This is a genomic window from Chitinophagaceae bacterium (assembly GCA_016713085.1).
GTDB lineage: Bacteria > Bacteroidota > Bacteroidia > Chitinophagales > Chitinophagaceae > Lacibacter.
This window is the reverse complement of record JADJPV010000002.1, coordinates 601,026-617,446: the sequence shown is the minus strand read 5'-3', so window position 1 is coordinate 617,446 and position 16,421 is coordinate 601,026. Positions and strand designations below refer to the sequence as shown.

Genomic DNA, 16,421 nt, shown 5'->3' with positions numbered 1-16,421 from the left:
GCAACTAATAGTTATGTCACAGCCCCCCCACCGCTACTTCATCATCAACAAACCATACGATATGGTTTCGCAGTTTGTCAGTTCACATGAAGTGAAGCTGCTGGGTGATCTTGATTTTGAATTTCCTGAAGGAATCCATGCCATTGGTCGCCTGGATAATCATTCAGAAGGTTTACTCATTTTAACCACAAATAAAAAAGTAACAAGGCTATTATTTTCATCCGAAAAAAAACACAAACGTACATACCTCGTAATGGTAAAAAATATTGTTACAGAAGAACTGCTGCAGCAATTAAGAACCGGTGTTACCATTCCGGTAAAAGATGGTGAACCCTATATTGCTGTTCCTGATTCCATTGAAATTGTTACGGATGTAACCGATCATTATATTCATATGGATGATTTCAGGCAGCAGTACCCGCATACATGGATGCTGATGACTTTAACAGAAGGCAAGTTTCACCAGGTACGAAAAATGTGTCTGGCCATTAACCGCCGTTGTCTGCGGTTGATCAGGATTTCCATTGAAGAATTAAAACTGGGTGATTTAAAACCCGGCTGCGTGAAAGAGTTGAATGAACAGGAGTTTTTTGAGTTGATTGATGTGGATTACCCTGCAAAAACGTAGCTGTTCCCGTTAGCAGTTGCAAACTTGCAGCTTCGTACGAAATCACCTAACTTGCAATATGTTTTTCCAGAAGCATATTACAACGAACCTGATGCTGCCATACTTCCTCAACCTGATTTCTGCAGGTGAAGGAAGTCTGCCCGATTACTAAGTTTAGTTTCCTTACCCGTTGCAGTTGATCATCGTTCTGCAAAGAACATGTTCCCGCAACAATCTCTTACGACCCATCCTTTACTGAACATTAAACCGGTTTTATGGCGCAACATAATTATTACGTAGAAAATGAATTAGGACGATTACGAAAACTTTTAATCCACAGCCCCGATGGTGGCATTGGCAAAATCATTCCCGGCACTTTTGCTGATAATCTTTATGATGACATTGTGCATCTGAAAAGTATGCAGAAAGAATACAATCACTATGTGAAACTGTTATTGTATTTCCTGGACCGTGAAAAAGTAAACTATATCAACAGCTATCAGCAAAAATCTGAACCCGAAAAAAAATCATGGTGCTATATACCGGGCAAGGAAGAATATTTCAACAGCGATAAAGTGCTTGATACCCAACAGTTGCTCGCAGAAATCATCAGTGATGAAAAAGTAAAACTCCGTTTAATTTCTGCCATCTGTTCATACGAAGAATCCAGCTTTGCTATTCAGCAACGGTTAGAAGCCATCAATGATCCTGCATTGCTGGCCAAGGTTTTTATCACCGGCATTTTACCTGCAGAAGAAAATGGTACAGGTGAAGACATGTTTATCTTCCCTCCTGTTCCCAACTTCATTTTTACCCGTGATATTGGTATTATGGTAAAAGGTCATATTCTGCTGAGCCGTATGGCAACGGTAGCAAGAAGAAGGGAATCACTGCTCACCAAATTCTTATCGCTCTATTATTTTTTCAAAAATGAACCGGAAAAAATTATGGAGATTATTGAAGAAAGCGATTTCTTTCTGTATGAAGAAGAAGAACGCAAACACCGTATCATCAGTATTGAAGGTGGTGATGTAATGATGATTCATCCCAAACATTTTGTGATTGGTTGCAGTATCCGTACCAGCAGCAGTGCAGTAAATGAAATCATTCATTCTTTCTTCAGCCGCCCTGAACTGGGCATTGAAAAAATATCTGTTGTAAAAATTCCAAAGAACCGTGCACAGATGCATATTGATACCATCTTCACACAGGTAAAACGGAATGTATGGGTGCTGTACGGACGTTTCTCTGAAAAAATATTAAGAGCAGAACATATCAGTCGGCATAGTTACAGCAATAAGTTGGCACATAATCCACGACAGCTGGAAATGGAACAGGTGGAAATCCTTCAGTTTTACAAACCTGCCAATGAACCATATGTAAAAACAAGGAACTACAGTGTCAACAAAAATCTTCCGGGCATTGAATCATTGATCCGGCAGATCAGTAAAGAAGATTTTGGAATAAATCCTGACGATGTAAAAATCATTTACAGTGGTGGCAATGTTTTTCCGCACGACGAAAGAGAACAGTGGACCGACAGTTGTAATGTAGTAGCTTTGAAAGAAGGAGTTGTAATTGGTTACGACAGGAATGATCATACAGCCGAAGCATTCAGGGCTGCTGGCTTTGATGTAATGACTACCACAGAAGCATTTGAAAAATTCGAAAAAGGAGTTGACCCCGACAGTATTGAAAACACATTGATCCTCTTACCATCAGCAGAGCTGTCAAGAGCAAGAGGCGGAAGTCATTGTATGAGTATGCCGTTATTAAGAGAAAAGTTATAAGTTATGGGTTATAAGTTACGGGAACTCCACTCATAACTTTTAACCATTAACCCGTAACCATTATTATCTATGGATTATTAATAAAGAAATATGCAAACAACATCACATTTATTAATGATAAAGCCGGTGGCATTTGACTTCAATGCCGAAACAGCAGTGAACAATGCATTTCAGCAACAGGGAAGTAATGACCAGGCACAGGAAAAAGCAGAGGCAGAGTTTGACGGGTTTGTACAGAAGCTATCTGATGCAGGAATTGATGTAACAGTTGTGCAGGATACGCCAATACCTCATACACCCGACAGTATCTTTCCGAACAACTGGATCAGTTTTCATCACGATGGAAGCATTGTACTCTATCCCATGTTTGCAGAAAACAGGAGAGCAGAACGGAAACAGAATGTATTTGACACTATTCAGAAAAAATTTTCTATTAAACATACCATTGATTTTACAGAAAGGGAACATCAGAACCGTTTTTTAGAAGGTACGGGCAGTATGGTGTTAGACAGAGACAACCGGATTGCTTACGCCTGCATTTCTCCAAGAACAGAAAAAACATTGTTTGAAGAATGGTGTGTGCAGTTAGGTTATAAACCCTGCTCCTTTCACAGTGTGGATGAAAATGGCGGCGAAATTTATCATACCAATGTAATGATGTGTGTAGCCGATCAGTATGTTGTAATTTGTTTAGACAGCATCCCTAATACAGCTGAAAGAAACATGGTTACGTATACCATTGAAAAAAGCGGGAAAGAGATCATTGATATTTCTTACAGCCAGATGAATCATTTTGCAGGAAATATGCTGCAGGTAAAAAATAAAAAAGGTGAAAAGATAGTAGTGATGAGCAGCCAGGCATATAAATCACTGACCAAAGAGCAGGTAAATGAAATTGAATCGTATAACCGCATCATTCATTCTGATCTTACAACCATTGAAACCAATGGAGGCGGAAGTGCAAGATGTATGATGGCAGAAATTTTTCTGCCTGCAAAAAATTAAATATACAAGCCCGGCTATACTGCCGGGCTTTTTATTAAGAGCTTTCTTATTATTCCTTCCTTATCAGCAATTTCTTTTAACTGAGTCTGCCAGCAACGGTTAAACTGCGATTTAATATTTGATTCAGTACGCAGAAAGAATTGCTCATCACTCAGCCATGTTTTTAAATCTTCAGCATCATGCCAGTTGCCAATTGCTTCCTGTAACTGATCGAGGAATGCAGTCTGTTTTACTGGAAGGAGTTTTATTTTTTCACTTTCGCTAAGCCAGTTTTGTGCATACAGCAATTGCTTGATGATTTTTCGCAGCTCATGCCACCCGGACATATTTACTGACTTCAACTGAAAAAGATTCTCTGCTTTAACTGTTCAGCATAATTGAATACAGATAGTTCATCTGCATCTTTACAAAATTTGTTTAGTTCCTTTCTGATGCTCTCCAATATTTTCCTGCTCTTACCTGCTTCATCCAGGAAAACCTGTTCATAAAAGCTAACATCAGTTTCAAGTAAAGATTCATTTAAAAGAATGCGGTATCGGTTTCGTTTTAACCATTGAATTTGTAACTGAGTTTCCCTTATAAATCCTGCAGACTGAAAAACATGCCGCAACTGTTTTTTCAATTGCTTTATTTTCTTTTCATGCAGCTGCTGGTTTTCAAAATAGCGGAGAACTGATCTTATTTTTTTTATACTTACCCTCAGCTGATGCAATGCTTCACCGTCATTCGTTTTTACATATTCATCCAGCAAATGAACAGCAGCATCTGTTTGTTTAAGCGCAAATTCTTTGAGGAGGTTCATAGAAGTATAGCGATTATGAAAAGTAACCGCAATAAAAAATACTAAAATAATATAAATGTATTCAAAGAATAACTAACCTAACTCAAGGACTCTCTTCACTCCTTCTTCCAGTTTTACCGGAACATAACCTAATTCTTTTACTGCTTTTGTAATGATGAATCCTGTCTTCAACGGACGGCGGGCAGGTTCTTTAAATGTTTCAGCCGTTACTTTTTCAATTAATGAAGAATCAATGCCCAGCGTATTTGCAACCAAAACAGCAAGCTGGTAAGGCGAACACATTTCTCTTCCGGAAATATGATAAAGTCCTTTGGCATGCTTCATCAGTACAAGAATAATTCCCTTCGCCAGGTCTTCCACATAAGTTGGTGTGCGTAACTGATCATCCACCACTTTTATCTTTTCTCCTGCAGTTAATTTTTCTTTCACCCATTGAATAAAATTGGGTCGCCCACCGGGAACTTTACCACCATACACCAGCACTGTTCTTACAATTGCCCAATGGAGTCCGCTCATTTCTACCATTTCTTCGGCCAGTAATTTACTTTCACCATAATCATTCACAGGATTGGGTGTGGCATGTTCATCATATGGCCCTTCCAATCCATCAAACACAAAATCCGTACTCACATAAATAAAATAGGATTTTGTTTTTTGTGCCGCCTTCAGCAATGTTCTTGTTGCTCCCACATTTGTTTTCCAGCAATTGGTTTTATCAGCTTCACATTCATTGGGCTGTGTTAAAGCAGCCGCATGAATAATAATGTGTGGTGAAATTTTTTCAACCAGCGCCTGCGAACGTTTAAAATCAGTAATATCAAGCTGGTGATAAGTAACTCCATTGCCCGGTCCATAAGCCAGCCTGCTGGGTCCTTTGCCACTTGCATGAATGGTAAACTTTCCTTCATTCACCAATTGGCGGATAAGGTGCTGGCCTAATAATCCATTTGCACCTGTAACAAAAACTTTCATCTGTTCATGGTTTGATGTTTGTGGTCAGATGCCTGTCTGAAGAATATCAGATCAGGTTGTTTGCTATATTTTGGCTGGCTCATTTCGCATCCTGAATATAAACCTTTAAACGCAGGCAACCACGAAAAACTATCCACCAAAAAAATCCCTGTCAAACAAAAGCCTGGCGGGGAAATATCATATAATCAAATTGCTTACTTCATTTCCATTCCCATGTTGTACATCACAAAGCTCCAGATATCAGCAGCTTCTTCAATCTGTTTGCTGGTGGGCTTTCCTGCGCCATGACCTGCTTTTGTTTCAATACGGATCAATACAGGATTATCGCCCTTATGTGCTTCCTGTAATCTTGCAGCAAATTTAAATGAGTGTGCCGGTACTACCCTGTCGTCATGATCTGCAGTTGTAACTAAAGTTGCGGGATAAGATGTACCATCTTTGAAATTATGCAGTGGTGAATACTTGATGAGAAATTTAAAATGCTCCGGATTATCACTGCGGCCATATTCTACCGCCCATGCCCAACCGATAGTGAAGAGATGATAACGCAGCATATCCATAACACCAACTGCCGGCAATGCAACTTTAAACAGATCGGGACGCTGTGTCATGCATGCGCCAACCAGCAAACCGCCATTTGATCCGCCACGGATAGCAATCTTCCCTTTGTTGGTATAATTATTTGCTACCAGGAATTCAGCTGCTCCTATAAAATCATCAAACACATTTTGTTTGTTTTCAAGCATCCCTGCTTTATGCCATGCTTCCCCAAATTCATTTCCTCCACGAAGATTTACAACAGCATAAATACCTCCCTGCTCCATCCAGAATGCATTGCTGATACTGAAACCGGGAGTAGATGGAATATTGAAACCACCATAACCATACAGCAATACAGGATTGGTTCCATCGAGCTTCATTCCTTTTTTATACGTCAAAAACATCGGCACTTTTGTACCATCCTTGCTGGTAAAAAATACCTGTTTGGTTTCGTATTCTTCATTTTTAAATTTCGTTTCTGTTTTGCGAAACAGGGTTGATGCTCCTGTTGCTATATTGTAACGGTAAATGGTTGCCGGAGAATTATAAGAAGTATAGGTATAGAAAAATTCTTTGTCTTCCTTCTTTCCTCCAAAACCACCTGCTGTTCCAATTCCCGGCAGTTTAATTTCACGAACAAGCTTTCCTTCCAATGTGTATTGATATACTTTTGTTGAAGCATCTTTGAGGTAAGAACAGAATAAATAACCGCCACCAGTGTTTACACTCTGCAACACTTCTTTCTGTTCAGGTATTATCACCTGCGGTGCGATTGCAGTTGGATTCTTTGGATCAATTAAAATCACTTTATAGTTAGGAGCACCGTCATTTGTGAGCAGCAGTAATTTATCGCCCACATTTTCAATCACAGAAGGTTCTGTTTTAAAACCGGGGACCAGCAGGGAAAATTCTTTCTGATTATTCTTTAAATCTTTCACCCAAACTTCATTACCGCTTGTTCCTTCGCTTGTACTCAGTATTAAGAAACGATTATCTTCTGTTAATCCTGCACCAACATTACGTAAGGGATGGGCTTTATCTTCAAATACCAGCACATCTTCACTTTGCGGCGCTCCCATTTTGTGATAATACACTGCATGAAACTGGTTCTGTTTGCTGAGCTTGCTTTTTTCATCGGGTTCGGGATAGCGGCTGTAATAAAAACCTTCATCACCTTTCCAGCTTGCACCGCTGAATTTCACCCACTGAATTTTATCCGTCAATAGTTTTTTTGTCGCCACATCCATTACATAAATTTCCTGCCAGTCGCTGCCGCTCTGTGCAACTAAATAAGCCAGGTATTTACTGTTTTTTGAAAAAATGGTACCGCCCAAAGCTGCTGTACCATCTGCTGATAATTTATTGGGATCAAGAAACACTTCTGCTGCTCCGGTCAATCCTTTTTGGCGATATAGGATACTCTGGTTCTGCAACCCATCATTTTTGCTGAAATAATACCAGTCGCCCTCTTTCGAAGGGGAACCGATACGGGGATAATTCCACATTTCACTCAATCTTGCTTTCACTTTTTCACGAAACGGAATTTTATTCAGGTAATCAAAAGTCACCTTATTTTCAGCCGTTACCCATGTCTTCGTTTCCTCACTGTTATCGTCCTCCAGCCAGCGGTAAGGATCGGCGAGGCTGGTACCATGATAATTGTCAGTTACTGCCCCCTTTTTTGTAACAGGATAAACGATTTGAGCAGTCAGCTGTACTGAAAAACAGCCTGTGATTAAACAAAAAGCAATTGACTTCATACAGAATTAATTTTAGTGACAAGTTAGTGCAAACGATTGAATCAGGATGACGAACAATTGTTATCATGGCATTTCCTTACTTTTGGCCCTTAAACGAACCCGAACTGGTTTGTTTTCAACGATTCAGCTTGCTATGTGAAAAGTAAAAAACTTTTCTAATTGATTTACAATGAGTAAAAAAGTTACAAAGATTGGCGTTCTCACTTCGGGCGGAGATGCTCCCGGTATGAATGCAGCCATCAGAGCAGTAGTCCGTACAGGTTTATATCATAACATGGAAGTATTCGGAATCATGCGTGGATACCAGGGCATGATAGATGATGATATTGTACCCATGCACAGCCGCAGTGTGGCCAACATTATACAGCGTGGCGGCACTATTTTGAAGACAGCAAGAAGTAAAGATTTCTACGAGCCCGAAGGGAGGAAAAAAGCTTACAGCAATTTAAAGAAACACGGAATTGATGGGTTGGTAATTATCGGGGGCGATGGCAGCTTCCGTGGTGCCCAGAGATTTTCCAACGAATACGATATCCCCTGTATCGGTTTACCCGGAACAATTGATAAGGATATTGCCGGTTCTGATTTTACCATTGGATTTGATACAGCGGTGAATACGGCTGTTGAGGCCATCGATAAAATTCGTGATACAGCCGATGCCCATGACCGTTTATTCATTATTGAAGTAATGGGTCGTGATGCTGGGTACATTGCCCTGCACAGTGGTATTGCAACAGGTGCCGAACACATTTTAATTCCTGAAACAAAAACAGATATTGAATTAGTGGTTGATTCACTTGAAGAAAAAGAACGCCGTCATAAATTAGTGAACATGATTGTGGTGGCAGAAGGTGATGAAACAGGTGGTGGCAATGAAGTGGCAGCAATTATCAGAAGCAGGATGCCGCACCTCGATACCCGTGTTTGTATCCTGGGGCATATTCAGCGTGGTGGTTCTCCTTCCTGTATTGACCGTGTAATTGCCAGCAGACTTGGTTATGCTGCTGTTGATGCATTGATTGAAGGCAGGCATAACACTATGATTGGTATCATGAATAACAAACTTCATTTCACCCCTCTTGATAAAGCGGTAAAAGCAAAACAAAGGGTTAGTGATGAGTGGATGAAAATTGTGAAGATCCTTGCGAGCTAATGGAATCTCAGTTTAAGAAGAAAGATCATTTAAGAATAGTATAATCAATCATCTAATAAAAAAACTACTCTTGTCATGTCTAAAAATATTTCAAAGTATCTTCATGCAGATATGGACAAAGCAGCAGGTGTAAAACATATGAGTCATCGTACAAAAATCGTTGCAACAGTAGGCCCCGCCTGCGACACTTACGATAAGTTACTGGAACTGGTGAGAGCCGGTGTAAACGTATTCCGTTTAAACTTTTCACACGGAAGTCATGAAGACAAATCGAAGATCATTGAACTGATCCGCACCATCAATAAAACAGAACCATACAATATTGCCATCCTTGGTGATTTACAGGGACCGAAGCTGAGAGTGGGTGAAATGGAAAATGGAGGCATTGACGTTGCCGAAGGCGATATTCTTACGTTCACCAATGAAAAATTAGTTGGAACAAAAGAAAAAATTTATGTTTCTTATCCCAACCTGCACAAGGATGTAAAAGTGGGCAATATCATTTTGATAGATGATGGTAAACTTGAAGTTAGAGTATCGGGCATTACCCGTGAAAACGATGTAAAAGTTGAAGTAACATTAGGTGGCAGACTTTCTTCTAAAAAAGGAATCAATCTTCCTGATACAAAAATTTCTTTACCTGCATTAACAGATAAGGATCTTGTTGATCTTGATTTCATCATTGATCAGCAGCTCGATTGGGTGGCACTATCGTTTGTAAGAAATGTAAAAGACATCATCATCCTGCGTAATAAACTGGATGAGCGCAAGAGCAAGAGCAAGATCATTGCCAAGATTGAGAAACCAGAAGCGGTTGCCAATATCCGTGATATCATTATTGAAAGTGATGGCATCATGGTTGCCCGTGGTGATCTGGGTGTTGAACTTCCTGTTGAACAGGTGCCGTTGATTCAGAAAGACATCATCAAAAAATGTATTCACCGTGCCAAGCCTGTGATTGTGGCCACACAGATGATGGAAAGTATGATCGACCGTGTAAAACCCAACAGAAGTGAAATCACCGACGTTGCCAATGCGGTACTGGAAGGTGCTGATGCGGTGATGCTGAGTGGCGAAACTGCTACAGGTAATCATCCCGCACTTGTTGTTGAAACCATGGTTAAGATCATTGAAGAAGTGGAAAAAAGCAGCTATTACCGTTACGACCGTGAAGAAGATTTAAAACCACAACCTCATTCACCATCATTTCTGAGTGATGCGATTTGTTATAATGCCTGCGAAATTGCGAAAGATGTAAATGCACATGCATTAATTGGTATGACCCAAAGCGGATACACCGGTTTTATGCTCAGCAGTTTCAGACCAAAGGCTCCACTGTATATATTCACCAAAGAAAGAGCATTAGTAAACCAGTTAACACTTAGCTGGGGTGTTCGTGCATTCTATTATTCAGAAGAGATTAGCGTGGATGACATCATCAATGATCAGATCGCAGTACTGAAGGAGCGTGGCTTTTTGAGTACAGGAGATATTGTAGTGAATACAGGCAGTACGCCGGTTCACCTGCATCTTCCAACCAACCTGATTAAGATTACAATTGTAGATTAATACACTTCAAGTTTATTTTATAAGCCCCGATTATCCGGGGCTTATTTGTTTTAATGATTTTGTACTTTCATGCGGAATGCAGGAAATTCAATTTATACCATTCAGTGAATGTGCAGTGCTGTTATCATTTGGCAATACGATTGACAATGCCATTCATGAAAAACTGATGCTGGCAAAAAAGATAATTGAAGAAAACCCGTTCCCCGGTTTTATTGAAACAGTTCCTGCTTATAATTCGCTGACTGTTTTTTATAATCCTGCTGAAACAACGAAAACAGCAGAAACAATTTCAGCTTCTGTCATTCAGCAGCTCAAACAGACCATTGAATCTGCTGAACATTCTTCTGTACAAAAGATCACCGCATCAACCATTACCATTCCAGTTTGCTATGATGAAGAATATGGAATTGATCTCACTGAACTTTCAGAGCAGTTAACTCTTTCTGCCGAAGAAATTGTTGAACTTCATACAAAACAAGTGTACAAAGTCTTCATGATTGGTTTTACACCCGGCTTCCCTTACATGGGAATACTGAATGAAAAATTATTTACAAAACGAAAGACACAGCCAAGAATCAGTGTTGCACCCGGTTCTGTTGCCATTGCAGGAAATCAAACGGGCATTTATCCTTTATCAACACCGGGAGGATGGAATATTATCGGAAGAACACCTTTGAAAATATTTGATCAGCCAAAAGAAAATCCATTCCTGTTAAAAGCAGGTGATACGATACAATTTACTTCCATCACAAAAAAAGAATACGAAGCTTGGTTGGTCAGATAATTCATATTGAACAATGTGGGTTCTTAACCACGCTGCAGGATGCAGGGAGGAAAGGCTTTCTGCAATATGGTGTAAGCAAAAGCGGAGCAATGGATCTGCGTTCAGCTTTTTACGCCAATTGTTTACTTGGTAATGATGAACATGAAGCGGTATTGGAAATCACACAATCACCACATCGTTTTCTTTTTTTACAGGATGCCATTGTTGCATTCACCGGCGGTGGACTGCAACCACAATTAAACAATCAACCCACTCCATTATATCAACCTGTTTTTATTCCTGCTGATGCAATGATCGAGTTCAGACAGCAGATACCGGGTTTTCGATTGTACATGGCTGTAGCCGGTGGTTTTAAAACTGATGAATTTCTGCACAGCTATTCAACTAATCTCCTGGTAAAAGCAGGCGGACATCACGGAAGAGCATTAAAGAAAGAGGACCTGCTTCAGATCAAAACTCCATTAACTGCTGTACAAAAAAATATTTTTGCAGTTTTGAAATCAGGTGCAAAGATTGAATTGAATATTCAACCACCTGCATTCACAACAAATACGATCAGAGTAATACATGGTTTGGAATGGAATTATTTGAACGATTCATCAAAAGAAATAGCTGCAGATGCAAAATTCAAAGTAAGTCCGCAAAGTAACCGCATGGGTTATCGTTTAAATGGAACTGCTTTAGAAACGGTTCAATCATGTGAAATCATTTCATCTGCTGTTACACAGGGAACTGTTCAGTTAACAGCATCGGGAGAAATGATTGTACTGATGGCCGATGCACAGACAGTTGGCGGTTACCCACGCATTGCGCAGGTATGCAGTGTTGATCTGCCCGTACTTGCACAAAAAAAACCGGGTGATGAAATTCAGTTTCAACTTATCAGTTTACGGGAAGCAGAAGAATTATATTTGAGAGATATTGAACAATTAAATACGATCAAACAAACTTTACAGCAATTATATGCAGGTTGATCTCAATTGTGATTTAGGCGAAGGCATGCAAACAGATGATCAGATTATTCCGCTCATTACATCGGCTAATATTGCATGTGGCTTTCATGCAGGTGATATTGACACGATGAAGCGAACCATTGACCTTTGTTTGCTGCATCATGTTGCCATTGGCGCACATCCTTCCTGGCCCGATAAAGAAAACTTCGGCAGAAGGGAAATGCAATTACCATTAACAGAACTATATACGATCATCATCGAACAACTCAATATTATTTCCACTGTTGCAAAAGAACAAGGCGTAAAATTGCATCATGTAAAACCTCATGGGGCTCTATATAACCAATCAGCCAAAGACTCATTGATTGCATCAACCATCGCAAAAGCAGTAAAAGATTTTGATCCTTCGCTCATCTTATTTGGATTAAGCGGAAGCCATTCTATCACTGAAGCAAAAAAACAGGGATTAAAAACTGCCAGTGAAGTTTTTGCCGACCGCAGTTACCAGGATGACGGAAGTTTAACTTCACGCTCCCAACCCAATGCCTTGATTGAAGATGAAAGCAAAGCTGTTGATCAGGCTTTGCAAATGATTACTCAACAAACAGTAACGACAATAACAGGCAAGACAATTCCAATCATTGCAGATACAATCTGTCTGCACGGTGACGGATTAAATGCTGTTGATGTATGTAAATTTTTAAGATTATCATTGGAGCAAAATCAAATACTAATTGAAAAAAATATTTAACTCCCCTTTAGGGGTTGGGGGCTTAAGTGGCAAGGGTGCAGGCGCTGCTTTCCTCATGGCAACATCTGCCATCGGACCAGGCTTCCTTACCCAGACAACTGTCTTTACCCAGCAGTTGATGGCAAGCATGGGCTTTGTGATTCTTGTTTCGGTGATCATTGATATTATAGCCCAACTCAACATCTGGCAGATACTCACAGCGAACAATAAGCGTGGTTCTGAACTGGCCAATGAAGTAATCCCAGGAAGTGGGCATCTATTGACAATCTTAATCTGTTTTGGCGGTTTAGCATTCAACATCGGCAATATTTCCGGTGCAGGTTTGGGGTTGAATATTTTGTTCCCTGTAAGTGTTGAAACAGGAAGCATTATCAGTGCAGTTATTGCGATCATTATTTTCCTGTCAAAAGATATTGGCAAAGCAATGGATCTGTTTGTAAAACTGCTGGGTATTGTCATGCTTGGGCTGATGCTGTATGTTGTATTCTTTGCCCAGCCTCCTGTTGTTGAAGTAATACACCGCACATTTCTTCCATCCACCATTAATCTTACCTCCATTGTTACATTGGTTGGAGGAACAGTTGGAGGCTATATCACTTTTGCAGGTGCACACCGTTTACTGGAAGATAAAACCATTGCACACAATATGAAAGAAGTAAAGAGAAGTGCAGTAAGCGGAATTATTTTAACAGCCTGTATGCGTGTGTTACTGTTTCTTGCTGTGCTTGGTGTGCTGACAAAAGGTTTCCAATTAGACGCTTCAAATCCTGCAGCCTCTGTTTTTCAATCTGCTTTGGGAACGGTTGGCTATAAATTATTTGGTATTGTGTTATGGAGTGCTGCCATTACATCTGTTGTCGGTTCTGCATTTACGTCTATTACATTTTTAAAAACATTACATCCTGTTTTTCAGCAGGCAGCAACGGTTAACAACCATTGCTTTTATTATTATTTCAACAGCGATCTTCCTATACTGGGGCAAACCGATTGTGATATTAGTGTTGGCCGGAGCGTTGAATGGCTTCATCCTGCCCTTCTCACTGGGACTGATGTTGTGGGTAATGATGAAGCGAAAGCTCACTCATTATAATCACCCAAAATGGCTTTTATTGAGCGGCTGGATAGTTGTAGCCGTAATGATGTGGATGAGTATTGTTACTTTTATAAAAGAATTACCAAAACTGTTTTAATAAAATGCCCGTTCCTGATCCATATAGTATGTATTTCGTTGCTGTATCTTGTCCTGCTGCAATTAATGACAAAGTTCAAAAGCATAAGCTTTGGATGAGAGATCATTTCGGCTGTACCGTTGCTTTAAAGTCAGCAGCACATATCACACTGGTTACTCCTTTCTGGCTGAAGAATGAATCGGAACAATTACTTACAGATACATTACAATCTTTTCAAACAGATAAACTGCCGGTTGAAATTCAGCTGCAGAATTTTTCGCATTTCAGTGACAGGGTCATCTTCGTTACTGTGGATGAGAATCAGCAGTTAGGTATTCTACGTAAAGAAACAGAAGACCATTTTATTCAATCTTTCCGTAATATCATCAAACCCGACGAACGCCCTTTTCATCCGCATGTAACCATCGCCAACCGGGATATAAAACCCGGCGATTTCATGAAAGCATGGGAGCACTTTTCAAAAGAAAAACTTGAAGAAAGTTTTCGTACAGATACTGTTTCGCTTTTGAAACTTACAGCAGAAAAATGGACTGTGATTGCTGAAAAGCAATGCTGAGCAACCGGTTATACAATTTCCGTATCAGGCACAGTTCCTTTCATTCAAATTCAATAACTTCCCGCTATAAATCAACAGCTATGAGAAAATTGCTTTTCACGCTTATCTCTTTTTTTCTCCTTTCATCTTTAGTTGCACAAACAACAAACCCGCAGGACTCTGCATGGATCCGTGATAACTACACAAAGAAGGAAATCTATATCACCATGAGAGATGGTGTTAAACTGTTCACATCGGTTTATACTCCGAAAGATAACAGTGAAGCACATCCCATTTTAATGAACCGTACGCCTTATTCCTGTGCTCCGTATGGAGAAAATAATTTCCGTACATTCTGGAATAATCACTGGCGGTATTATATGCGCAGAAATTACATCATCGTACTTCAGGATGTTCGTGGCCGCTGGATGAGTGAAGGTGAGTTTGTAGATGTACGTCCATTCAATCCAAATAAAAAAGGAACGGAAACAGATGAAGCAAGTGATACATACGATGCAATTGACTGGCTGACAAAAAATCTTCCCAGCAACAATAAGAAGGTGGGCATTTTCGGTATCTCTTATCCAGGCTTCTATTCCACAATGGCAGCGATGAGTAATCATCCGTCACTGGTTGCCGTTAGTCCGCAGGCTCCGGTAACAGATTGGTTTATGGGTGATGATTTTCATCACAATGGTGCATTCTTTCAAATGGATGGATTTTCTTTTTATTCTTCTTTCGGAAAACCAAGACCCAAGCCTACAACTGCGGGCTCACCAGGTTTTCAGTTTCCAACAAAAGATGCTTATAAATTTTATTTAGAAGCCGGCACTACAAAAAACCTTGCAACATTAATTGGCGATAGTATTGCTTTCTGGCATGACATGTACAAACACCCCACTTATGATGACTGGTTGAAAGCAAGAAATCCAAGAAACTTTGTCAACAATATTCCTAATCATACTGCTACATTGGTAGTGGGTGGTTTGTTTGATGCAGAAGATTGTTTTGGTGCATGGAGAACGTATGAAGCCATTGAAAAGAAAGCAAAAAACAATAACCGCATTGTGATGGGCCCCTGGTCTCATGGACAATGGTCCGGCACAGATGGCTCAAGTATGGGTAATGCAAAGTTTGGCAGCAATACATCGGCTTACTATCAGAATGAAATTGAAATACCTTTCTTCATGCATCATTTGGAAGGAAAAGCAAACATTGACGATTTAGCTGAAGCAACCATCTTCTTTACCGGTGAAAACAAATGGAGAAACTTCACACAATGGCCTGCAGCTAATGTTCAAAATACAGCCATCTATTTGCAGGAAAACGGAAAACTGAACTGGAACAAATCTGCAACTGCAAAAAGCTTCAGTGAATATATAAGTGATCCATCCAAACCTGTTCCGTATACAGAAGATGTGCACTTCAACCGCACAGTTGCTTATATGACCGATGACCAGCGTTTTGCCAACAGAAGAACAGATGTACTTTCTTTTCAGACAGATGTGCTAACTGATAATGTTACACTTGCAGGAACAGTAATAGCTGATCTGCTTGCCAGCATTTCAACAACAGATGCTGATTTTGTTGTAAAGCTGATTGATGTTTTCCCAAGTGACTTTACCTATCCCGGCGACAGAGCGGGAATGGGCAGACAAGCTGGAGGAAATTATCCAATGGGCGATTACCAAATGCTTGTACGTGGTGAAGTTATGCGTGGAAAATTCAGGAATAGTTTTGAAACGCCTTCCCCATTCACTCCAAACAAAATTGAGAAAGTAAAATTTGAATTGCCTGATGTGGCACATACATTTCAGAAAGGTCATCGCATCATGATCCAGGTTCAGAGCAGTTGGTTTCCATTGGTTGACCGTAACCCGCAGAAGTTTGTGAACATTTATGAAGCTGCTGAAAGCGATTACCAAAAAGCAACCATTAAAATCTGGCACGATGCAAAAAATGCATCGAATATTATTTTACCCGTATTAAAATAACTCAACAACATAAATC

General features: G+C 40.0%; 14 protein-coding genes and 1 pseudogene. 11 read left to right on the top strand and 4 right to left on the bottom strand.

Annotated features, from left to right (window positions below):
• The first annotated feature begins 13 nt into the window (after positions 1–13).
• The 3 genes from IPK31_15460 to IPK31_15450 all read left to right on the top strand — a co-directional run bounded on the left by IPK31_15460 (position 14) and on the right by IPK31_15450 (position 3,402).
• On the top strand, positions 14–628 hold the full coding sequence (locus tag IPK31_15460; GenBank protein MBK8089217.1) for an rRNA pseudouridine synthase: 615 nt from the start codon (positions 14–16) through the stop codon (positions 626–628).
• A 254-nt stretch (positions 629–882) separates the two neighbouring features.
• On the top strand, positions 883–2,397 hold the full coding sequence (locus IPK31_15455) for an amidinotransferase (protein ID MBK8089216.1): 1,515 nt from the start codon (positions 883–885) through the stop codon (positions 2,395–2,397).
• Between the two features lie 90 nt (positions 2,398–2,487).
• Positions 2,488–3,402 (top strand): amidinotransferase, encoded by a 915-nt coding sequence (locus IPK31_15450; protein MBK8089215.1) that lies wholly within the window; start codon positions 2,488–2,490, stop codon positions 3,400–3,402.
• Positions 3,403–3,416: 14 nt separating this feature from the next.
• Here the strand turns inward: IPK31_15450 and IPK31_15445 are convergent, their stop codons facing one another.
• The 4 genes from IPK31_15445 to IPK31_15430 all read right to left on the bottom strand — a co-directional run bounded on the left by IPK31_15445 (position 3,417) and on the right by IPK31_15430 (position 7,476).
• The gene (locus IPK31_15445) at positions 3,417–3,728 is read right to left on the bottom strand and encodes a CHAD domain-containing protein (GenBank protein MBK8089214.1); all 312 of its coding nucleotides are present in this window, start codon (positions 3,726–3,728) and stop codon (positions 3,417–3,419) included.
• A gap of 11 nt (positions 3,729–3,739) precedes the next feature.
• Positions 3,740–4,204 (bottom strand): CHAD domain-containing protein, encoded by a 465-nt coding sequence (locus IPK31_15440; protein MBK8089213.1) that lies wholly within the window; start codon positions 4,202–4,204, stop codon positions 3,740–3,742.
• A gap of 72 nt (positions 4,205–4,276) precedes the next feature.
• Positions 4,277–5,176, bottom strand: coding sequence for an NAD(P)-dependent oxidoreductase (locus IPK31_15435; protein ID MBK8089212.1), 900 nt, complete (start codon positions 5,174–5,176; stop codon positions 4,277–4,279).
• A 194-nt stretch (positions 5,177–5,370) separates the two neighbouring features.
• Entirely contained in the window at positions 5,371–7,476 is a 2,106-nt protein-coding gene (locus tag IPK31_15430; protein MBK8089211.1) for a S9 family peptidase, read from the bottom strand.
• A gap of 169 nt (positions 7,477–7,645) precedes the next feature.
• On the opposite strand from IPK31_15430, the gene pfkA reads away from it, so the two are divergent.
• The 8 genes and pseudogenes from pfkA (at position 7,646) to IPK31_15390 (ending at position 16,405) form a co-directional block, all read left to right on the top strand.
• The gene (pfkA, locus tag IPK31_15425; protein ID MBK8089210.1) at positions 7,646–8,629 is read left to right on the top strand and encodes a 6-phosphofructokinase; all 984 of its coding nucleotides are present in this window, start codon (positions 7,646–7,648) and stop codon (positions 8,627–8,629) included.
• A 75-nt stretch (positions 8,630–8,704) separates the two neighbouring features.
• Positions 8,705–10,198, top strand: coding sequence for a pyruvate kinase (gene pyk, locus IPK31_15420; GenBank protein MBK8089209.1), 1,494 nt, complete (start codon positions 8,705–8,707; stop codon positions 10,196–10,198).
• A gap of 76 nt (positions 10,199–10,274) precedes the next feature.
• Positions 10,275–10,982 (top strand): 5-oxoprolinase subunit PxpB, encoded by a 708-nt coding sequence (gene pxpB / locus IPK31_15415; GenBank protein MBK8089208.1) that lies wholly within the window; start codon positions 10,275–10,277, stop codon positions 10,980–10,982.
• Positions 10,967–11,956, top strand: a complete 990-nt coding sequence (locus tag IPK31_15410; protein MBK8089207.1) for a biotin-dependent carboxyltransferase — start codon at positions 10,967–10,969, stop codon at positions 11,954–11,956. Before pxpB ends, IPK31_15410 begins: the two co-directional genes overlap by 16 nt.
• Entirely contained in the window at positions 11,946–12,686 is a 741-nt protein-coding gene (locus IPK31_15405; protein MBK8089206.1) for a LamB/YcsF family protein, read from the top strand. The genes IPK31_15410 and IPK31_15405 overlap by 11 nt, the downstream gene beginning before the upstream one ends.
• A gap of 55 nt (positions 12,687–12,741) precedes the next feature.
• Positions 12,742–13,876: pseudogene (locus tag IPK31_15400) on the top strand (divalent metal cation transporter).
• A 94-nt stretch (positions 13,877–13,970) separates the two neighbouring features.
• Positions 13,971–14,432 carry a 2'-5' RNA ligase family protein gene (locus IPK31_15395; protein ID MBK8089205.1) on the top strand — a complete coding sequence of 154 codons (462 nt, stop codon included), beginning with the start codon at positions 13,971–13,973 and terminating at the stop codon, positions 14,430–14,432.
• 80 nt (positions 14,433–14,512) lie between these two features.
• The gene (locus tag IPK31_15390; GenBank protein MBK8089204.1) at positions 14,513–16,405 is read left to right on the top strand and encodes a CocE/NonD family hydrolase; all 1,893 of its coding nucleotides are present in this window, start codon (positions 14,513–14,515) and stop codon (positions 16,403–16,405) included.
• Positions 16,406–16,421: the final 16 nt, after the last annotated feature.